This window comes from Amycolatopsis sp. NPDC028719, assembly GCF_055565395.1.
Map to the genome: position 1 here is coordinate 286,911 of NZ_JBVHUL010000012.1, position 19,923 is coordinate 306,833.

The following is a 19,923-nucleotide window of genomic DNA, read 5'->3' on the forward strand; positions in this document are numbered from 1 at the left end:
TATGGCACTCACGCTCGCCGGACTCGCCGCCGACCGCCCGCTCGGGCTGCGCGTGCTGACCGGCGACGATCTTCTGGATCGCCCGATCGGCTGGGTGCACCCGACGGAGCTGACCGACCCGCAGGCGTTCCTCGAAGGCGGCGAGCTGCTGCTGACGACCGGGCTGGCCCTGGACGAAGAGACGTCGCCGGCCTACGTGCGCCGGCTGGTCGACGCCGGGGTGGCGGGACTCGGCTTCGGCGTCGGGCTGAGCCACGAGTTCGTCCCGGCCGCGCTCGTGGCGACCGCGGCCGAGGTGGGGCTCCCGGTGCTGGAGGTGCCGCGCGAGACGCCGTTCATCGCGATCACCCGCGCGGTCTCCCGGGCGGTGGCGGCCGACGAGTACGCCACGACGGTCCGGATCGGCCGCGCCCAGCAGGAACTGACCCGCACGGCGGTCGGCAAGGGCGGGCCGGCGGGAGTGCTGCGGAAGCTGGCGAAGCTCGTTGACGGCTGGGTGCTGCTTTTCGACCGCACCACCATCACCGAAGCGGCTCCGTCGGGTGCGCGTGCGTACGGCCCTTCGCTGCGCGAAGAGCTGGAGCGCCTTCGCACGGGTACGCGAGTGGCGCCGCTCGACGGCCAGGAAGTCGTGCTGCAGACCCTGGACACGAGCGCGCGCCGGGTGCTCGCGGTCGGGGCGTCGCTCGACTCGGCGGGGCGGCACATCGTGAACACCGCGGTCTCGGTGCTTTCCCTGGCGCTGGAACAGGATCGCGCTCAGGCGGCGGCGCGGCAGGCGCTGCGGTCCGGGTTGCTGGAGCTGCTGGTGGGCGGCCAGGCCGAGCTGGCGCTGCGGGTGCTGGCCGAGACCGGCGGCGAGCCACCGCGCGCGCCGTGGTCGGTGGTGGTGTTCGCCGGGGCGCCCGCCGCGCGGCGCAAGCTGCTCGACGCGCTGGAGGGCGAAGCGGTGTTCGCGGCGCGGCGCGGCTCGTCGGTGGTCGTGATCGGCCCCGCCGATCCGGCGGCGGAGGCCGCGGCGCGGATCGGCGGCCTGCACGGCGGACTGGCGGGCCCGGTGTCCACAACGGACTTCGCCGCGGGGCTGGAGCAGGCGGAGCTGGCCGCGCAGGCGGCACTGGCGGAGGACAAGGCCCTGGTGTCGGCGGCGGAACACACGGGCCGCGGCCTGTTGTCGCTGATCGAACCCACGGTGGCGCAAGCGTTTGCGCGCGGGATGCTGGCGCCGGTGCGGGAGCACGACGAGACGGGCCGCGGCGATCTGGAGACGTCGCTGCGCTGCTGGCTGGAGCACCACGGTCATTGGGACGTCGCGGCCGTGCGCCTCGGCGTCCACCGGCACACGCTGCGGAACCGCATCAAGAAGGCCGAAGAGCTGCTGGGCCGCGATCTCGACTCACCCGGGGTACGCGCGGAACTCTGGGTCGCGCTCCAGACCTGACCCGCTCGGCTACCCGGTCACCAGGACGATCGGTGAGTCCCCGCAGCGGCGCAGCACCGGGCTCGGCTCCGCGCCCGCCGACCACCACGCCGGGACGTCGGCCTCGCGCACCAGCGACCCCGTCGGCTGGCGGACGCTGTTGGACACGATCACCCGCCCCTGCGCGTTGAGCAACGCCGCTCCGCGCCCCAGTGACCGCAGCCGGGGACGCACCGCGCGCTCGAACTCGCGCACGTACACGTCCGCGCCCACGACTCCCGCGAAGGAGCCGGCGAGGAGCACCGGGATCGTGAACGTCAGCGTGTACTCGTCGGTGCACAGGTAATCCACGTACGGGCCGTTGATGTGCCGCCGCCCGGTGTCGCGCGGGACCGTGAACCACGACTGGCGCGTGTAGTCCAGGAAGTTCTCCGCGCCCGGGTCCAGGCTGATGAACAGCTGCGACGGATCCGAAGCGGAGCCCGTCCACCACTCGAAGCCGAACTCCGAGTCGGACAGCACGTGCGGCGCGCTGACGAAGCCCGCGCCGACGACCAGGCCGCCGAGGGCCTCGGTGACCTGCGGCCGGATCCGGTGCAGCGCCGCCGCGGAAGGCGTGTCCGCCAGCACCGACTCGGCCGCCGCCAGCAGGGGCTTCAGCCGTTCGAAGACCCCTTCCACCAACGCCGAGACCTGCTCGACGACCTCGTCGCCGGCCAGCGTGCGGGTGTCGTTCACGGTGCTCACCTCGATGCGCGGAGTAATGCGGAGTTTAGGGGGCGAGCAGGTCCAGGTGCACGTCCGCGAGCCGGTCGAGCGCGCCGAGGATGTGTTCCTCGGTGAGCTTGCGGGCCAGCTCGCCGTCCGCGGAGGCGATCGCCGCGGTGATCGCCGCGTGCTCCTCGTGCGGGTGGGCGCCGAGGGGCAGCCACAGCAGGCCGCCGCGCTCGCTCTGCAGGTGGAGCTCCTCGTGCGTCAGCCGCGGTGACTGCGCCGCCGCCGCGACCTCCAGGTGGAACTGCCGCTCCGCCCGCGTGAAGTCGATGCCGTGCGCCGTGCGGAGGTCGTCGGTCGCCAGCCGCAGCCGGGCGACGTCCTCGGGTGAGCTGCGTTCGGCGGCCAGCTTCGCGGCGGCCCCGGCGATCGCCAGGTAGTGGTCGCCGACGTCGCGCAGGTCCGACAGCGACACTTCGCGCAGCCGCGAGCGCCACTCGTCCGGGGGCGGGTTGGCCGGCGCGCGGACGAAGCTGCCGCCACTGCGCCCCCGCCGCGTCTCGACCAGCCCCTGCTGCCGCAGCGCCACGAGCGCTTCCCGCACCGTCACGGTCGAGACGCCGAACTGCGCGGCCAGGTCGGCTTCGCTGGGCAGCTGCTCCGCGTCGGCGAGCAGGCCGAGCGTGATGGCGTCGGCCAGCCGCGCCGCCACCGCTTCCGCCCGCCCGACCTGGCCGAGCGGCGCGAACATGGCGGACCGCGCGCTGTGCGACATGCCCTGACGCATCGTGATCCTTCGCCCGTCGAGTACCCGTTCGCACCAATCTTGCCTGATCCTCTTGTCCTATTACATATGGACTTATATGTTTTAGCTCCGCCAGCACCGAGGAGTCACCGTGCATGAGCTGAAGCACTACGTCGGCGGCGCGTACGTCGAGTCCAAGTCGGGCCGGACGGCGGAGATCGTCGACCCGGTCACCGGGCGCCCCTACTGCACCGCGCCGATCGCCGGCCCCGAAGACGTCGACAACGCGCTGCAGGTCGCCGCGACCGCGTTCGAGACCTGGCGCGCGACGACCCCGGCCCAGCGCCAGCTCGCGCTGCTCAAGCTCGCCGACGCGCTGGAAGCCCGCGCCGAGGAGGTCGTGGCCGTCGAGTCGGCGAACACCGGCAAGCCGCTCGCGCTGACCATGGCCGAAGAGATCCCGATGATCCTGGACCAGGTCCGCTTCTTCGCCGGGGCCGCGCGCGTCCTCGAAGGCCGGGCCGCGGGCGAGTACCTGGAAGGCCACACGTCCTTCGTCCGCCGCGAGCCGATCGGCGTCTGCGCGCAGGTCACCCCGTGGAACTACCCGCTGCTGATGGCCATCTGGAAGATCGCGCCCGCGCTCGCCGCCGGCAACACGGTCGTGCTCAAGCCGTCCGACACGACCCCGGCGTCGACGCTGCTGCTGGCCGAGATCGCCGGCGAGTTCCTGCCGCCGGGCGTGTTCAACGTCGTCTGCGGCGACCGCGACACCGGCCGCGCGCTGGTCGAGCACGACATCCCGGCGATGGTGTCGATCACCGGCTCGGTCCGCGCCGGCATCGAGGTCGCGCGCAGTGCGGCGAGCGACGTCAAGCGCGTGCACCTGGAGCTGGGCGGCAAGGCGCCGGTCATCGTCTTCGCTGACGCCGACCTCGAAGCGGCCGCCGAGGCCATCGCCGTCGCGGGCTACTTCAACGCGGGTCAGGACTGCACGGCCGCCACCCGGGTGCTGGTCGCCGACGAGGTGCACGACACCTTCGTCGCGGCGCTCTCCCGGCAGGCCAGGAGCACCAAGACCGGCAAGCCGGACGACGAAGACGCCGCGTACGGCCCGCTCAACAACGCGGCCCAGCTGGAGAAGGTGGCCGGCTTCATCGACCGGCTGCCGGAGCACGCGACCGTCCACTGTGGAGGACATCGTGTGGGCGACGAAGGCTACTTCTACGAGGCCACCGTCGTCTCCGGGCTCAAGCAGGACGACGAGATGAGCCAGAACGAGATCTTCGGCCCGGTCATCACCGTCCAGCGGTTCTCCGACGAAGCCGAGGCCCTGAAGTCCGCGAACGGCGTCCAGTACGCCCTCGCGTCGTCGGTCTGGACCCGCGACCACCAGCGCGCGATGCGCCTGGCGGCGAAGCTCGACTTCGGCTGTGTCTGGATCAACACGCACATCCCGCTGGTCGCCGAAATGCCGCACGGCGGGTTCAAGAAGTCCGGCTACGGCAAGGACTTGTCGCTGTACGGGCTCGAGGACTACACCCGCGTCAAGCACGTGATGAGCGCTCTGTGAGGCTGGCGATGCCGAACCAAGCACCTGCCGAGACGCGGGAGGACCCCGCGCCGTCGAGCGAGACCACGGGGCCGGCCATCCGGCTTTCCGGGCTGCGCAAGCACTTCGGCGACGTCCACGCGGTCGACGGCGTCGACCTCGACATCCCGCCCGGCGAGTTCTTCTCGATGCTCGGCCCGTCCGGCTCCGGCAAGACGACCGTGCTGCGCATGATCGCCGGCTTCGAGCTGCCCACCGAGGGCACGATCGAGCTCGACGGCCGGGACGTCAGCCGGCTGGCGCCCTTCGAGCGCGACGTCAACACGGTGTTCCAGGACTACGCGCTGTTCCCGCACATGTCCGTGCGGCAGAACGTCGAGTACGGCCTGCGCGTCAAGGGCGTCCCGAAGCAGCAACGCCGGGAGCGGGCGCTCGAGGCGCTGGAGACCGTGCGGCTGGCGGACTACGGCCCGCGCAAGCCCGCGCAGCTGTCCGGCGGTCAGCGCCAGCGCGTCGCGCTCGCCCGCGCGCTGGTCAACCGGCCCAAGGTGCTGCTGCTCGACGAACCGCTCGGCGCGCTCGACCTCAAGCTGCGGCAGGCGATGCAGCTGGAACTCAAGCAGATCCAGCGCGACGTCGGCATCACGTTCGTCTTCGTCACCCACGACCAGGACGAAGCGCTCACCATGAGCGACCGCATCGCCGTGTTCAACGACGGCAGGATCGAGCAGGTCGGGCCGCCGGAAGAGGTCTACGAGCGCCCCGCCAGTGCGTTCGTCGCCGGGTTCGTCGGGACGTCCAACCTGCTGGGCGGGCGCGGCGCCGAGTCCGTGATCGGCCGGCCGGGGCTGTTCAGCATCCGGCCGGAGAAGATCCGCATCGACGGCGAGCTGTCCGAGCCCGCGGCGGTGGGGGAGACCAGCGCGACCGGCACGGTCACCGACGTCGTCTACGCCGGGGCGACCGTGCGGTACGCCGTCGCGCTCGACGCCGGCGGACAGCTCTCGGTCGTCCGGCAGAACACCGACGGCGCTTTGGCGGACGGCCGCGTCCGGCTCAGCTGGCGGAACGAACACAGCTTTCAGGTCCAGTAGTCCTCGAAAGGGATGCCATGAAGAACAGGAAGACGCGGCTTGCCGGGGTTCTCGGCGCCAGCCTGCTGTTGGCTGCATGTGGCACATCGGGCACGAACTCCGCCGCGCCGCCCGGCGCGCAGGGGTTCACCCCGCCGAAGCTGGAGGCGCTCAAGGCACTCGGCCAGCCGGAAGGGCAGCTGAACGTGCTGGCCTGGCCGGGGTACGCGGAGAACGGCTCGAACGACCCGAAGGTCAACTGGGTCACGCCGTTCGAGCAGCAGACCGGCTGCAAGGTGAACGTCAAGCCGTTCGGCACGTCCGACGAGGCCGTGACGCTGATGAAGACCGGACAGTACGACGTCGTCTCGGCTTCGGGTGACGCGTCGCTGCGGCTGGTCGCCTCCGGGGACGCCGAGCCGGTGAACACCGCGCTGGTGCCGAACTACGCCGACGTCCAGCCGTTCCTCAAGGACAAGTCGTGGAACAGCGTCGGCGGCGTCTCCTACGGCATCCCGCACGGCTGGGGCGCGAACCTGCTGACCTGGCGCACCGACAAGGTGACACCGGCGCCGACGTCGTGGTCGGTGATGTTCGACGCGAACTCGCCGTACAAGGGCAAGGTGATCGCCTACGACTCGCCGATCTACATCGCCGACGCCGCGCTGTACCTGATGGCGCACCAGCCGGACCTGGGCATCAAGAACCCGTACTCGCTCGACGACAAGCAGTTCACCGCCGCGGTGAACCTGCTCAAGCAGCAGCGTCCGCTCGTGTCCGAGTACTGGTCGGACTACCTCAAGGAGTCGCAGGCGCTGAAGAACGCCGACGCCGTCGTCGGCACCGCCTGGCAGGTCACGGTCAACCTGACCAAGGGCGAGGGCGCGCCGCTCGAGTCCGCCGTGCCGAGCGAGGGCGCGACCGGGTGGTCGGACACCTGGATGGTCGCGGCGAAGTCGGCGCACAAGACGTGCGCGTACAAGTGGCTCGACTACATCATCAGCCCGAAGGTCAACGCCCAGGTCGCCGAGTACTTCGGCGAGGCGCCGGCGAACACGAAGGCGTGCGCGGAGATGACGGACAAGACGCTCTGCGACACCTACCACGCCAACGACGCGGCCTACGCGTCGAAGATCGCCTACTGGACCACCCCGATCCCCCAGTGCCTCGACGGCCGCACGGACGTCAAGTGCAAGGACTACGGCGAGTGGACGAAGGCCTGGACCGAGATCAAGGGCTGACATGACCGCGTTCTCGGCCTTCTTCTACCGGAAGCCCAGGCTGCGCTTGGGCTTCCTGCTCTCGGCCCCGCTGCTCTGGCTCGGCCTGGCCTACCTGGGCGCGCTGGCCGCTCTGTTCGTCACGGCGTTCTGGCACACGGACACGTTCACCGGCCAGGTCGCCATCGAGTGGTCGCTGGACAACTTCAAGACGCTGTTCAGCGACGCGGTCTACCGCACGATCACCTTCCGCACGGTCGGGATCGCGGCGCTGGTGACGGTGATCGACGCCGTCGTCGCGTTCCCGATGGCGTTCGCGATGGCCAAGCTCGCTTCGCCACGCGCGCAACGGATCCTGGTGATCGCGGTGATGACGCCGTTGTGGGCGAGCTACCTGGTGAAGGCGTACGCGTGGCGGTCGATGCTGTCCGGCAACGGCGCCCTGAGCCGGCTCTCGCCGGGCTACGGCGTCACGGCCACGATCATCACGCTGTCCTATCTATGGCTGCCGTACATGATCCTGCCGATCTACGCGGGCCTGGACCGGCTGCCGGATTCCCTTGTGGACGCTTCGGGCGACCTCGGCGCGAAGTCGTTCCGGACGTTCCGGTCGGTGATCCTGCCGCTGACGTTCCCGGCGATCGTGGCGGGCTCGATCTTCACGTTTTCGCTGTCCCTGGGCGACTACATCGCGGTGAAGATCGTCGGCGGGACGTCCCAGATGCTCGGCAACGTCGTCTACGACAACATCGGCGCGGCCAACAACCTGCCGTTCGCGGCGACGGTGGCGACGGTGCCGGTCGTGATCATGCTCGTGTACTTGGCCGCGGTGCGCCGCACCGGCGCGTTGGACAACCTCTAGGAGCCTTTCATGCGTACCTCCCGGGTGGTGCTGTGGACGGCGCTGGGGCTCGGCCTGGCGGTGATCTACTTCCCGTTGCTGGTGGTGCTGCTCAACTCGTTCAACGCGGACACGACGTTCGGCTTCCCGCCGACCCGGTTCACGCTGGAGTGGTGGAGCCGTGCTTCGTCGAACGAAGGCGCGTTGAACGCGTTGTGGACGAGCGTGGAAGCGGGACTGGCAGCCACGGCGATCGCGCTGGTGCTGGGCACGATGGCGGCGTTCGCGTTGCAGCGCTACCGGTTCTTCGGGCGCAACCCGGTGTCGCTGCTGATCATCCTGCCGATCGCGCTGCCGGGGATCGTCACGGGCATCGCGCTGAACAACGCGTTCCGGACGATCCTGGGCATCGACCTCGGCCTGCTGACGGCGATCATCGCGCACGCGACGTTCTGCATCGTGGTGGTGTTCAACAACGTCGTCGCGCGCCTGCGCCGGATGGGCGGCAACCTCGAGGAAGCGTCGATGGACCTCGGCGCGACCGGGTTCACGACGTTCCGCCTGGTGACGTTCCCGATGCTGCGCTCGGCCCTGCTGGCGGGCGGGCTGCTGGCGTTCGCGCTGTCGTTCGACGAGATCATCGTGACGACGTTCACCCTGGGCACGGGCATGGAGACGCTGCCGATCTGGATCTACAACAACCTGTTCCGGCCCAACCAGGCCCCGATCGTGAACGTGGTGGCGGCGGTGCTGATCGTGGTGTCGACGGTCCCGGTGTACCTGGCCCAGCGCCTGTCCGGCGACACGGCGTCCGGCGGACGGCTCTAGTGCACTGACCGGATCGTGCCGCCGTCCACGCGGATCGTCGCGCCGCTGACGTAGGCCGCCGCCGGGCTCACCAGGTAGCCCACCGCGGCCGCGATCTCCTCCGGGCGGCCCAGCCTGCCGACGTCGTTCGGGACCAGGTCCTGGGCCGCCCGGCGTTCGATGTCCGCCCACGACGTGCCCCAGCCGTGTTCCGGGGCGATCGAAGTCAGCAGCTCGCGCACCGAGTCGACGAGGATCGCGCCCGGGGACACCACGTTCGACGTCACGCCCGTCCCCGCCAGCTCCCGCGCCAGGGACACCGCCAGGTTGTGCCGCGCCGCCAGCGTCGCCGTGTAGTGCGGTTGCATCGCCATCGGCTGGATCGCCAGCCCGCCGCCGATCTGGACCACCCGGCCCCAGCCGCGCGAGCGCATGCCCGGGACGAACCGGTGGATCATCCGGACCGCCGACACGACGTTCGCTTCGTAGGTCGACGCCCAGGCCTCCGGCGTCGCGTCGGTCCACCCCAGGTGGTCGTACGAGCCGGCGTTGTTGACCAGGATGTCGACGTCGCCGGCCGCGGCGGCCACGGCGTCCGCACCGGCGTCGGTCGACAAGTCGCCGATCGCGACGCCCACCGCGCCGATCGACGAAGCGATCCGCGAAGCCCGGTCGGCGTCCCGGCCGTGAACGACCACCGAAGCGCCTTCGGCGGCCAGCAACCGCGCGATCGCTTCGCCGAGACCCGCGCTGGAGCCGGTGACGAGAGCGCGTTTACCAGCGAGTTCGAGTTCCATGAACCACCTTCCGCAGAGGTATACACCTGTAGACTTAGTGCAAGTCTACACTCGTATACATGAGACCTCGCAACGCCGCCGCGACCCGGGAAGCGATCCTGAACTCGGCGCTCGAAGCCTTCACCCGGGCCGGGTACGACGCCGTCGGCGTGCGCGAGATCGCCGAGTCCGCCGGGGTCACCGCGATGCTCGTCAACCGCTACTTCGGCTCGAAGGAAGGACTCTTCGCCGAGGTCGTCGAAGCCGCGATGACCGAGCGGACCGTGCTCACGGACGACCCGGCGACGCTCGCCGCGGACATCGCGGCCGTGCTGGTGCGCCGGACCGCGCCGGACGCCGGGCGGCTCGACCCGTTCCTGCTGATGCTGCGGTCGGCGCCCAACCCGCGCGCCGCGGAGATCCTGCGCGCGGGCATCGAGCGGCACGTCGAGAAGCACCTCACCGACGTCCTCCCGGCGGAGAAGAACGCCGAGGGCCCCGCGCTGGTGCTCGCGGTGATCGCCGGCTTCTGGGTGATGCGCACGCTCATCGGCAGCACAGAGCTCGCCCGCGCCGGCGAAGCGGTGCTCAGGGCCAAGCTCGAAAAGGTCTTCGCGGTGCTACTGGCGGAATGAGTCCGTCGCCGCTCGCAGGGCGGCCAGCACGCCGGGGTCCGTCACGGCGTGCCCGGCGCCTTCCAGCAGCTTCAGTTCCGAACCCGGCCACGCTCGGTGCAGCTCGTACGCGGTGACCGGTGGGCACACCGTGTCGTAGCGGCCCTGCACGATCACGCCCGGGATGCCGGCGAGCTTGCCCGCGTCGCGGATCAGCTGCCCGTCCTCGAGCCACGCGCCGTGGCGGAAGTAGTGGACCGCGAGCCGCGCGAAGGTCAGCGCGAACGCCGGTTCCGCGTACTGGCGGACGAGGGACTCCTGGGGCTGCACGGAAACCGTCGCGCCTTCCCAGGTGCTCCACGCGATCGCCGCGCGGTGCCGGACCTCCTCGTCCGGGTCGTTCAGGAGGCCGCTGTACGCGGAGAGGGGATCGTCTCGCTGCGAGGCCGGGAGCGGGGCGAGGAAGGCCTCCCATTCGCGCGGGAACAGGTTCGCGGCGCCGCCCCGGTAGATCCAGTCCAGTTCGCTCCGCCGCACGGTGAACACGCCGCGCAGGATGATTTCGCTGACGCGCGCAGGGTGCGTCTGCGCGTAGGCGAGGGCGAGGGTCGCGCCCCACGAGCCGCCGAAGAGCTGCCAGCGCTCGATGCCGAGCCGCTCGCGCAGGGCCTCCATGTCGGAGACCAGGTGCCACAGGGTGTTGGCGGTGAGGTCCTCGGCGCCCGGCGTCGACTGTCCCGACCCGCGCTGGTCGAACAGGACGATCCGGTAGGCCGCGGGGTCGAAGTGCCGCCGGGCCATGGGTGCGATCCCGCTGCCGGGCCCGCCGTGCAGCACCACGACGGGCTTCCCGGCCGGGTTGCCCGCCTCCTGGCACCGGATCCGGTGTCCGTCCCCGACGTCGAGGAATCCTTCGGCCCGCGCGGGAATCGGCGGGTAGAGCTCGTCCATGCCGTTCACTGTGCCGGAGGGTCCTGGCCGCCGTCCCGACACCCCGCCGCCAGAGGCCGGGACGACGACCAAGAAAGGTGGGAGCCCGCCCCCGCCGCCGGGCTGAGCGGGCTCCCAGTCAGTGGGGCTCGGACGTCCTGCGGCTGAGGTCCGGGCGAGGAGGAACGGCGCCGTCGGGGTGGTCACGACGGCCGGTGGTCCGCACACGCATTTCCGTCCTCCTCGTCGAGGTTGCGAAGCTTCGTCGTGGCGGCGACGGGCTAAACGCTAAGCCAAGGTCCGAACGTCAGTCAAGAACATGATTGAAGTTCATATACGTGAACGCCCGCTGAGAGGACGCTGAGCGTGGCCGTGCCCCTTGCCGGTGCTTAACGAATGGGCCGGTACGTTCCGGTGTCGGGGTTTCGAAAAGTGGCACGGAAAGGCTCGGAATGTCCGCGGTGACCTATTTCGAGGCGATTGTCGTCGGCGCCTTGCAGGGGGTGTCGGAATTGTTTCCGGTGTCCAGTCTCGGCCACAGCATCCTGCTGCCCGCCTGGCTCGGCGGGTCGTGGCAGCGGGACCTGAGCATCGGGAAGGATTCGCCGTACCTCGCGGTGCTCGTCGCGATGCACGTCGCCACCGCGCTCGCGCTCGTGCTGTTCTTCCGGAAGGACTGGGTGCGGATCATCGGCGGGCTGTGGACGTCGCTGCGCCGCCGCGAGGTCCGCACGCCCGACCAGCGGCTGGCGTGGCTGCTCGTGCTCGCCACGATCCCGGTCGGGCTGGCCGGTCTGCTCTTCGAAAGCCTGTTGCGCGACTACCTCGGCAGGCCGGTACCGTCGGCGATCTTCCTGGCGCTCAACGGCGGAGTCCTCTACGCCGCCGAGAAGTTCTCCCGGAAGAAGCCTTCGGCGGACGAGGACACTGTGGACTTCTCGACCGAGGAGACCCTGGTCATGCGGGCGATTTCGGTCGACGAGCGGACCGACGTCCGGCTGGCGAAGCTGCGGGTCGGCGAGGCGGTCCTGATCGGCGCCGCGCAGATCCTCGCGCTGCTGCCGGGCATCAGCCGCTCGGGGATCACGATGGTCGCCGGACTGCGCCGAGGCCTCGGCCACGAGGACGCCGCGCGCTTCGCGTTCCTCCTTGCCACGCCGGTGATCCTCGCCGCGGGCGTGCTGAAGCTGCCGACGCTGTTCGCCCCGGAGAACCACGCTTCACTCGGGCCGGCCCTCGTCGGCAGCGTCGTCGCCGGGGTCGCTTCGTACATTTCTGTCCGGTTCCTCACCGGGTACTTCGAAACGCGCACGCTGACCCCGTTCGCCATTTACTGCGTCGTTGCCGGAATCGGCAGCTTGATCTTCTTCGCGGTCTGACGTGCCGCTGACGTTCGACGCCCCGGCGGTCCTCGTCGTGCTCGTCCTCGGCGCGCTCTACGTGCGCGCCGCCCACCGCCGCGGCTGGCCGCCGGGCCGCACGGCGGCGTTCCTCGCCGGCCTGGTCACGATCGTGCTCGTCACGTGCTCGCCGCTGGCCGTCTACGACACGACGTTCTTCTGGGTCCGGGCGGTCCAGACCACGACGTTGCTCATGATCACGCCCCTGCTGCTGGCGCTGGGCTCACCCATCCGGCTGCTGCTCGACACCGTCCCCGCCCGGTGGCTGCGCGAGCACGGCCGTGGCAAGGCGGCGCGGGCGCTGACGTTCCCGCCGGTCGTCACGCTCACGCTGGTCGTGCCGGTGCTGGTGCTCTACCTGACCCCGCTCTACGACCTCACCCTGCGGTCCTCGCTCGCCGACGGCCTGGTCCGGCTCGCGCTCGTGCTCGCGGGGTTCGTCTACTTCTGGACCCGGCTGGGGCTCGACCCGACCCCGCGGCGCGACCCGCACCTGGTCTCGGTGTGGATCGCGTTCACGGAGGTGATCTTCGACGGCGCGCTCGGCCTGGTGCTGTGGCTCGGCCCGCTGCTGGCGCCGGCGCACTACGCGGCCGCGCACCCGGGGCGGGGGCCGGACCCGCGCACCGACCAGATCATCGGCGCGGGCGTCCTGTGGATCGGCGGCGACGTCGCCGGGCTGCCGTTCGTGGTGGCGCTGTTCGTCCGCTGGGCCCGCGACGACGAGCGGCGCGCGAAGCAGATCGACGTCCAGCTGGACGAAGAAGCCGCTTCGGGCGCCGCCTCGACATCGGGCCTGTGGTGGGAAAACGACCCGGGGCTCGCCGAGCGGTTCAAGCGCCGGTGACCGAGGTTCTCAAGCGCCCCAATGTGGCCTTGGTTGCGTTGAACGCACCCAAGGGGCCCTTCGGTGCGTTCAACGCACCGAAGGCCACATTGGGGCGCTCGCGGTCAGTCGTGGAAAGCGTGCTCCGGCGCCGGGAACTCGCCGCGGCGGACGTCCTCCGCGAACGCCGTCGCCGCGTCCTGCAGCACCGACGCGACGTCGGCGTAGCGCTTGACGAACCGCGGTGCCTTCCCGCGCCGCAGCCCGGCCATGTCCTGCCAGACGAGCACCTGCGCGTCGCAGTCCGGACCGGCGCCGATGCCGACCGTCGGGATCTTCAGCTCCGCCGTGACGCGCTTGGCGGCTTCGGCGGGCACCATCTCCATGACCACCGCGAACGCCCCGGCCTCCTGCAGCGCCAGCGCGTCGGCGAGCAGCACGTCCGCCGCTTCGCCGCGCCCCTGCACCCGGTAGCCGCCGAGGTTGTGTTCACTCTGCGGGGTGAATCCGATGTGGCCCATCACCGGCACGCCGGCCGACGTCAGCGCCTCGACGTGCGCGGCGAACCGCCGCCCGCCTTCGAGCTTCACGGCGTGCGCGCGGCCCTCCTTCATGAACCGCACCGACGTCTCCAGCGCCTGCTGCGGCGAGAGCTGGTAGGAGCCGAACGGCAGGTCGGCGACCACGAGGGCCCGCTTGACCGACCGCGTGACCGCCCGGACCAGCGGCAGCAGCTCGTCGACCGTCACCGGCAGCGAGGTGTCGTAGCCGAAGACGTTGTTGGCCGCGGAGTCGCCGACGAGCAGCACGGGGATCCCGGCCTCGTCGAACAGCGCGGCGGTGTACATGTCGTACGCGGTGAGCATGGGCCACGGCTCGCCGCGTTCCTTGAGCTCGCGCAGGTGGTGGACGCGGACCTTCCGGCCCGGCGCCGGTTTGGCGGCGGGTCCGGTGCCGTAGGGGGCGGGTTCTTCGGCGCTGGCAGACATCGTCGTCGACCGTCCTTCCCTCGAGGCCTCGGTGAGGTCCCCGGGTCGTGGAGCAGAGGCGTCTCAAAGCGTGACACGCCCCCGGACCGGCCCCAACCCCGTGCGACCAGCTTCACACCCCCGGGTAGCAGGGGGCGTCAGCCTTCAGGTTGATGCCGGGGGACAACCAACCTGTGTTCACTCACGTCAAGAAGAGGGCATGACGACCGACCGGCCGCGAAAGGCGACGAAAGCAACGATGGGAACCCTCGCGAGCACACGCCCGCGCCTCCCCGCCTGGAAGGCGAAAGCGGGCGGCATCGTCGCGACCGTGGTCCAGCTGGCCGCGGTCTTCTCGGTGCTGCTCCTGTTCACCAACGGCCCGCACGGGCACCTGCTCAACGGCATCGACATGGCCTTCTCGAGCCTGAGCGTGCCGACCAGCGCGAGCCTGGTGATGGTGCTGCTGCTGGTGGTGCTGGGGGCCGCGCTGCGCCGCCGCAAGAAGGCCGCGCTGTACACGCTGGTGCTGTTCCAGGTCGTCGGGCTGGTGCTCACCCTCGCCCTGCAGGCGACGCTGCTGTGGTCGCCCGAACTGCTCTCGCTGGGGTCCAAACAGGTCCGGCACATCCCGGTCCAGCTGTGGGCCCTCACCGTGGCCGACGTGCTGTCGGTCGCGCTGATCTTCTTCCTGCTCGCGCTGCGCAAGGCGTTCCCCGCCCGGCTCGCGCCGAGCGCTTGGCGCGACGGCCTGGCCATGCTCTTCGGCGGGCTGGCGGCCGTCATCCTCGTCGGCTGGGGACTCGCGGAAGCGTTTCCCGGCCACCTCGGCGACTCGTGGGAGCGCTTCGCCTGGGTCGTCAACCACGCCACCGGTGAGAACCTGCAGCTGCGCCGGATCGGCGTCGGCGAAGGGCCGGCCTGGCTGGACGTGCTCATCGACCTGAGCGCGACGGCCGTCGCCACCGCCGCGTTGTACATGCTCTTCCGCGGCGTCCGCAGCCGTCGCCTGCGGACGGACGAAGAAGAGCTTCGCGTGCGCCGGCTGCTCGCCCAGCACGGCGAAGACGACTCCCTCGGCTACTTCGCCACCCGGCGCGACAAGAGCGTCGTCTTCTCGCCGAACGGCCGCGCGGCGGTCACCTACCGCGTGCTCGGCGGCACCAGCGTCGCCAGCGCCGACCCGGTCGGCGACCCCGAGGCGTGGCCGGACGCCGTCCGCGCGTGGCTCGACGAGACACGCACTTACGGCTGGACACCCGGCGTGCTCGGGGCGAGCGAGCGCGGCGCGAAGGCGTACACCGACGCCGGCCTGCGCGCCCTGGAGATCGGCGACGAAGCGGTGCTCGACATCCGCGAGTTCAGCCTCGCCGGGCCGGAACGGCGCTCGGTGCGCCAGGCCGTCAAGCGCATCCAGCGCGTCGGGTACACCTCGCAGGTCCGCCGCCACAGCGAAATCCCCGACGACGAGATGGCCGAGCTGCTCGCCCGCGCCCAGGCCTGGCGCGGCGCCGAGACCGAACGCGGCTTCTCGATGGCGCTGGGCCGGCTCGGCGACCCGAGCGACGGCCGCAGCGTCATGGTCGAGGCCTACGACGCCCACGGCGAGCTGCGCGGCCTGCTGTCGTTCGTCCCGTGGGGCCGGCGGGGCCTCTCCCTGGACCTCATGCGCCGCGATCGCGACGCGGAGAACGGCCTCAACGAGTTCATGATCGCCGAGGTCGTCGCGGCCGGGCAGCACCTGGGCGCGCAGCGCATCTCGCTCAACTTCGCGATGTTCCGCGCGGTCTTCTCCGAGGGCGAGCGGATCGGCGCCGGCCCGGTGCTGCGGGCGTGGCGCGGCGTCCTCAGCCTCGCGTCGCGGTTCTTCCAGCTGGAGTCGCTGTACCGGTCCAACGCCAAGTACGGGCCGGACTGGGAGCCGCGGTTCCTCTGCTACTCCTCCGCGCGCCGCCTCCCGCGCGTCGGCATCGTCGCGGGCGCGCTCGAAGGGTTCGTCCCGACCGGACGGTCGCGGGCGCTGCGGCTCGAGACGGTCGGCGACGACTTCGTCGCGCGCGTCCGGGAGATCGAGGAGTCCGCGGCGGTCCCGGCGGCGAAGCAGGCGCGGCGGCCTGAGCAGGTCCGCGTCCGCATGGCCAAGCTCGCCAAGCTGCGCGAGGCCGGCATCGACCCGTACCCGGTCGGGTTCCGCCGGGACGACCACATCGGCGACGTCGTGGCGAAGTTCGGCGACCTGCGGCCGGACAGCGCGACCGGCCACCGCGTCCGGATCGCCGGGCGCGTGCTGGCGATGCGCACGCTCGGCGGGCTGTGCTTCGCGCGCGTCAAGGACTTCAGCGGCGAGATCCAGCTGATGCTGGAGGCCGGCGAACTCGACCTCACGGGCTGGCGGACCGGCGTCGACCTCGGCGACCACGTCGGCGTGAGCGGCCAGGTCGTGACGTCGAAGCGGGGCGGGCTCTCGGTCCTCGTCGACGAGTGGACGGTCACCGCGAAGTGCCTGCACCCGTTGCCGGACAAGCGGAAGGGCCTCACCGACCCAGAGACGCGGGTGCGGCAGCGCTACCTCGACCTCGCGGTCAACCCCGACTCGACGGCGATGCTGCGCCTGCGGTCCACAGTGGTCCGCGCGGTGCGCGATCGGCTGCACCACGCCGACTACCTCGAGGTCGAGACCCCGATGCTGCAGACGGTCCACGGCGGCGCCAACGCCCGGCCGTTCGTCACGCACATCAACGCCTACGACATGCGGATGTACCTGCGGATCGCGCCCGAGCTGTACCTGAAACGGCTGTGCGTGGCCGGCGTCGAGCGCGTCTTCGAGCTGAACCGGAACTTCCGCAACGAAGGCGTCGACGCGACGCACAACCCCGAGTTCACGATGCTCGAGGCGTACCAGGCGTACGCGGACTACGACACGATGCGGACGCTGACGCGTGAGCTCGTCCAGCACGCGGCCGAAGCGGCGTACGGCGCCCAGGTCGTGCGCAGGCCCGACGCGGACGGCAAGGTCGTCGAGCACGACATCTCCGGCGACTGGCCGGTGATCACCGTGCACGACGCCGTTTCGGCGGCCTTCGGGGAGCGGGTCGATTCGGGGACTTCGGTGGCGGACCTGCGCCGGCTGTGCCTCGCCGCGGGCGTACCGGTGGGGGAGGACCCGAGCCACGGCGACCTCGTCCTCAAGGCGTTCGAGCACCTCGTCGAGGGCGCGACCGTGCTGCCGACCTTCTACACGGACTACCCGACCGACGTCTCGCCGCTCACCCGCCAGCACCGCGAGGACCCGCGGCTGGCCGAGCGCTGGGACCTCATCGCGTTCGGCTCCGAGATCGGCACCGCCTACACCGAGCTGACCGACCCGATCGAGCAGCGGCGGCGGCTGGAGGCGCAGTCGCTGCGCGCGGCGAGCGGCGACGTCGAAGCGATGGAGCTGGACGACGATTTCCTGCTGGCCCTCGAGCACGGCATGCCGCCCACCGGCGGGCTCGGCCTGGGCGTCGACCGGCTGCTGATGATGCTCACCGGAGCCTCCATCCGCCAGACGGTCCTCTTTCCCTTCGTCCGGCCGCAGGCATAACGCTTCGATCGATCTGATCACGGTGATGCGGCCCAGGGGGCCCGGGTCGCTTAATGTGTGCCACGTGCGCACGGCTCGGATCGCCTCGGCCCTCCTCATGGGACTGGCCGTGCTGGCGTATTCGGCATGGCTGCTGGAATTCTTCCTGCCGACGGGCGTCTCGCCGGTGCACGACCCGGTCGAGGCGCTGCTGAGCGGCCCGCCGGTGTTCCGCGTGCTGCTGGCCGTCTCGGGGGTCGCGTTCCTGCTCGCCGGGCCGCCGCTGCACCGGCTCGGCCCGGTCCACTGGACGGCGCGGCTCAGCTCGATCTCGGTGAGCGTGTTCGGCCTGGTCGCGCTGCTGCAGGCCGCGTACCCGGAGCAGAGCGTCCTGCTCTCGTCGCTGGCGACCGTCGTGCTCACGGTCGGCGTGGTCAGCCTGATCCTGTGGTGGCCGCCGGGCTGGCGCGCGTTCGCCGTCGCCGGGCTCGTGGTCGTGCTGGTCACCTGGGCCGCCCTCGTGCTCGCGCGGCAGCTGGACACCGCCGAAGGCGTGGTCAGCCGGGTCGAGCAAGGGGTGCGCGCGGTCCTCTACGGCCTGGGCGGGGCGTACGCCTTCATCAAGCCCGCGCCCCGACATGCGCCTCGAGGCGGCTGAGCAGCTCCAGCAGCGTCTTGCGCTCGGCCGGGTCGAGCACGCTGAACGTCTCGTCGGCGTGCCCGTGCTGGATCTCTTCGATCTCCTCGAGCCGGGCGCGGCCGGCTTCGGTGACGGCCAGCAGGCTCGCGCGCCGGTCGGTCGGGTCCGGCTCGCGCCGCAGCAGGCCGTCCCGCTCGAGCGCGTCGACGGCGGACGTGATCGCCCGGCCGGTCACGCCCAGGCGGCGCCTGACCTCGCCCATCCGCGGCCGGTCGCCGAGCAGGTCGACCATCAGCAGCAGCTGGACCTGGGCCGCCGGCCAGCCCCGCTTGGCGTAGGGCGCGCCCGCGTACCGGCGCAGGACGTGCGTGATGCGCCGCAGCGCGTCGGCCAGCTCCGCCCCGGTGGGGATGTTCTCGGTGGACACTTCGCCAACTGTAGAAGTGCGCCCGAATTGTCGGGGGGAGGTGGGAGGATCCCGGCAACGAACGCGAAGGAGCTGATCTCGATGGCGGGAAACGTGCCCCCGGTGGCCGACGAGCGTGACGGGCTGCTGCGGTACCTGGAGCAGCAGCGGCACGTGCTGAAGGTGGCGGCCCACGGGCTGACGGACGAGCAGGCCCGGCTCACGCCGACGAAGAGCTCGCTGTCGGTGGGCGGCCTGGTCAAGCACGTGGCCTCGACGGAGGACGGCTGGATCGACATCCTGCTGCGGTTGCCGCAGAAGCCGTTCGACCAGGCGATGGCCGAGTACCAGGACGCGTACAGCCTGGGGCCGTCGGAGACGCTGGCCGGCGTCTTGGCCCGCTACGACGAGGTCGCGGCCCGCACGGCGGAGGTGATCGCGGGGATCGAGGACCTCGGCCAGGCGGTCCCGGTCCCGAAGGGCGTGCCCTGGTACCCGCAGGACGTCGAGGCGTGGTCGGTCCGCTGGGTCCTGCTGCACCTGATCGAGGAGACGGCCCGCCACGCGGGCCACGCGGACATCATCCGCGAGCACGTCGACGGCGGCACGGCGATCCCCCTGATGGCGGCGGCGGAGGGCTGGCCGGAGACCCCGTGGATCAAGCCCTGGACCCCAACCCCCCACCCCGCCTGACCCCCAGGCCCCCAGGCCGACCGCCTGGGTACGCGAGCCGACCCTCCAGGTACGCGTCGTCCGTTCGCGACCCCGGCCCCGGCCCGGCGGCGACGTCCGCCGGGCCGTGTCGACCCTCGAATCACGTGAGTTGACCCTTCCGCGCTCGGACCGGGTCAGAACAGGGTCGGCTCGTCCGCCAGCGCGCCTTCGATCACGAGCATCCGGCGTTTCGTCGCGACCCCGCCCCGCCCCGAAAACCCGCCGTCCTTCCCGCCCGCCGCCATGACCCGGTGACACGGCACCACGATCGGGAACGGGTTGTTCCCCATCGCCTGCCCGACCGCCTGCGCCGACCCCGGCATGCCCAGCCGGTGCGCGATGTCGCCGTACGTCAGGGTCTTGCCCGGCGGGATCGTCCGCGCGATCTCGTACGCGCGGCGGTTGAACTCCGGGACGCCCGTGAAGTCCAGCCGGACCGAAGCCAGGTCCTCACGCGCGCCGGTCAGCAGTGCGGTGATCCCGTCGATCGCCGCTCGGACCGGTGCCGGCGGCCGGCTTTCGACGGCGTCCGGGAACCGCTGGGCCAGCCGGGCGCGCAGGCCGGCCGCGCCGCCGTCGGGCAGCGACGTCCCGGTCACGACGTCGTCCCGCCACGCCAGCCCGCACGGCCCGAGCGCCGTGTCGAACACCGTGAACCCCGTTGTCATGCGATCAGCCTACGACCGAAGAGGGGTACCGCGGAGACGATTGATCG

At 71.3% G+C, this 19,923-nt stretch carries 19 protein-coding genes; 12 read left to right on the forward strand and 7 right to left on the reverse strand.

Annotated elements, in window-relative coordinates:
* The first annotated feature begins 1 nt into the window (after window position 1).
* Window positions 2-1,441, forward strand: coding sequence for a PucR family transcriptional regulator (locus tag ACZ4TR_RS41630; RefSeq protein WP_465293616.1), 1,440 nt, complete (start codon window positions 2-4; stop codon window positions 1,439-1,441).
* A gap of 9 nt (window positions 1,442-1,450) precedes the next feature.
* Here ACZ4TR_RS41630 and ACZ4TR_RS41635 read toward each other — a convergent pair whose 3' ends face one another.
* A complete protein-coding gene (locus ACZ4TR_RS41635; RefSeq protein ID WP_465293618.1) occupies window positions 1,451-2,158 on the reverse strand; it encodes a cache domain-containing protein in 708 nt (235 codons plus the stop codon).
* Window positions 2,159-2,192: 34 nt separating this feature from the next.
* The gene (locus ACZ4TR_RS41640) at window positions 2,193-2,921 is read right to left on the reverse strand and encodes a FadR/GntR family transcriptional regulator (RefSeq protein ID WP_364520046.1); all 729 of its coding nucleotides are present in this window, start codon (window positions 2,919-2,921) and stop codon (window positions 2,193-2,195) included.
* A 109-nt stretch (window positions 2,922-3,030) separates the two neighbouring features.
* Here ACZ4TR_RS41640 and ACZ4TR_RS41645 point away from each other — a divergent pair, with 109 nt between their 5' ends.
* Genes ACZ4TR_RS41645 through ACZ4TR_RS41665 form a run of 5 tightly spaced genes read left to right on the forward strand, consistent with a single transcriptional unit; the run spans window position 3,031 to window position 8,393 of the window.
* The gene (locus ACZ4TR_RS41645; RefSeq protein ID WP_465293620.1) at window positions 3,031-4,452 is read left to right on the forward strand and encodes a gamma-aminobutyraldehyde dehydrogenase; all 1,422 of its coding nucleotides are present in this window, start codon (window positions 3,031-3,033) and stop codon (window positions 4,450-4,452) included.
* Window positions 4,453-4,460: 8 nt separating this feature from the next.
* On the forward strand, window positions 4,461-5,525 hold the full coding sequence (locus ACZ4TR_RS41650; RefSeq protein WP_465293622.1) for an ABC transporter ATP-binding protein: 1,065 nt from the start codon (window positions 4,461-4,463) through the stop codon (window positions 5,523-5,525).
* A 17-nt stretch (window positions 5,526-5,542) separates the two neighbouring features.
* Entirely contained in the window at window positions 5,543-6,745 is a 1,203-nt protein-coding gene (locus ACZ4TR_RS41655; protein WP_465293624.1) for an ABC transporter substrate-binding protein, read from the forward strand.
* A 1-nt stretch (window position 6,746) separates the two neighbouring features.
* On the forward strand, window positions 6,747-7,586 hold the full coding sequence (locus ACZ4TR_RS41660) for an ABC transporter permease (RefSeq protein WP_465293626.1): 840 nt from the start codon (window positions 6,747-6,749) through the stop codon (window positions 7,584-7,586).
* Window positions 7,587-7,595: 9 nt separating this feature from the next.
* A complete protein-coding gene (locus ACZ4TR_RS41665; protein ID WP_364387683.1) occupies window positions 7,596-8,393 on the forward strand; it encodes an ABC transporter permease in 798 nt (265 codons plus the stop codon).
* On the opposite strand, the gene ACZ4TR_RS41670 is transcribed toward ACZ4TR_RS41665, so the two are convergent.
* Window positions 8,390-9,169, reverse strand: a complete 780-nt coding sequence (locus ACZ4TR_RS41670) for an SDR family NAD(P)-dependent oxidoreductase (RefSeq protein ID WP_465293628.1) — start codon at window positions 9,167-9,169, stop codon at window positions 8,390-8,392. The two genes, ACZ4TR_RS41665 and ACZ4TR_RS41670, sit on opposite strands and share 4 nt — an antisense overlap.
* 59 nt (window positions 9,170-9,228) lie before the next feature.
* On the opposite strand from ACZ4TR_RS41670, the gene ACZ4TR_RS41675 reads away from it, so the two are divergent.
* Entirely contained in the window at window positions 9,229-9,783 is a 555-nt protein-coding gene (locus ACZ4TR_RS41675) for a TetR/AcrR family transcriptional regulator (RefSeq protein ID WP_465293630.1), read from the forward strand.
* Here the strand turns inward: ACZ4TR_RS41675 and pip are convergent.
* On the reverse strand, window positions 9,769-10,713 hold the full coding sequence (gene pip, locus ACZ4TR_RS41680; protein ID WP_465293632.1) for a prolyl aminopeptidase: 945 nt from the start codon (window positions 10,711-10,713) through the stop codon (window positions 9,769-9,771). The genes ACZ4TR_RS41675 and pip overlap by 15 nt on opposite strands.
* A gap of 431 nt (window positions 10,714-11,144) precedes the next feature.
* Between pip and ACZ4TR_RS41685 the strand changes: the two genes are divergently transcribed.
* Both ACZ4TR_RS41685 and ACZ4TR_RS41690 read left to right on the forward strand, forming a co-directional pair.
* Window positions 11,145-12,071: an undecaprenyl-diphosphate phosphatase gene (locus tag ACZ4TR_RS41685; RefSeq protein ID WP_465293634.1), complete on the forward strand. Its 927-nt coding sequence runs from the start codon at window positions 11,145-11,147 to the stop codon at window positions 12,069-12,071.
* Between the two features lies 1 nt (window position 12,072).
* A complete protein-coding gene (locus tag ACZ4TR_RS41690) occupies window positions 12,073-12,939 on the forward strand; it encodes a cytochrome c oxidase assembly protein (protein WP_465293636.1) in 867 nt (288 codons plus the stop codon).
* A 104-nt stretch (window positions 12,940-13,043) separates the two neighbouring features.
* Here the strand turns inward: ACZ4TR_RS41690 and panB are convergent, their stop codons facing one another.
* The gene (gene panB / locus ACZ4TR_RS41695; RefSeq protein ID WP_465293638.1) at window positions 13,044-13,907 is read right to left on the reverse strand and encodes a 3-methyl-2-oxobutanoate hydroxymethyltransferase; all 864 of its coding nucleotides are present in this window, start codon (window positions 13,905-13,907) and stop codon (window positions 13,044-13,046) included.
* Between the two features lie 238 nt (window positions 13,908-14,145).
* Between panB and lysX the strand changes: the two genes are divergently transcribed.
* Together lysX and ACZ4TR_RS41705 are read left to right on the forward strand one after the other, a co-directional pair.
* On the forward strand, window positions 14,146-17,469 hold the full coding sequence (gene lysX, locus ACZ4TR_RS41700; protein WP_465293685.1) for a bifunctional lysylphosphatidylglycerol synthetase/lysine--tRNA ligase LysX: 3,324 nt from the start codon (window positions 14,146-14,148) through the stop codon (window positions 17,467-17,469).
* A 64-nt stretch (window positions 17,470-17,533) separates the two neighbouring features.
* The gene (locus ACZ4TR_RS41705; protein ID WP_465293640.1) at window positions 17,534-18,106 is read left to right on the forward strand and encodes a hypothetical protein; all 573 of its coding nucleotides are present in this window, start codon (window positions 17,534-17,536) and stop codon (window positions 18,104-18,106) included.
* On the opposite strand, the gene ACZ4TR_RS41710 is transcribed toward ACZ4TR_RS41705, so the two are convergent.
* Window positions 18,069-18,515, reverse strand: coding sequence for a MarR family winged helix-turn-helix transcriptional regulator (locus ACZ4TR_RS41710; protein WP_465293642.1), 447 nt, complete (start codon window positions 18,513-18,515; stop codon window positions 18,069-18,071). The two genes, ACZ4TR_RS41705 and ACZ4TR_RS41710, sit on opposite strands and share 38 nt — an antisense overlap.
* An 81-nt stretch (window positions 18,516-18,596) precedes the next feature.
* Here ACZ4TR_RS41710 and ACZ4TR_RS41715 point away from each other — a divergent pair, with 81 nt between their 5' ends.
* Window positions 18,597-19,187, forward strand: coding sequence for a DinB family protein (locus tag ACZ4TR_RS41715; RefSeq protein ID WP_465293644.1), 591 nt, complete (start codon window positions 18,597-18,599; stop codon window positions 19,185-19,187).
* A gap of 155 nt (window positions 19,188-19,342) precedes the next feature.
* Here ACZ4TR_RS41715 and ACZ4TR_RS41720 read toward each other — a convergent pair whose 3' ends face one another.
* Window positions 19,343-19,876, reverse strand: a complete 534-nt coding sequence (locus ACZ4TR_RS41720) for a methylated-DNA--[protein]-cysteine S-methyltransferase (protein ID WP_465293646.1) — start codon at window positions 19,874-19,876, stop codon at window positions 19,343-19,345.
* Window positions 19,877-19,923 lie beyond the last annotated feature (47 nt).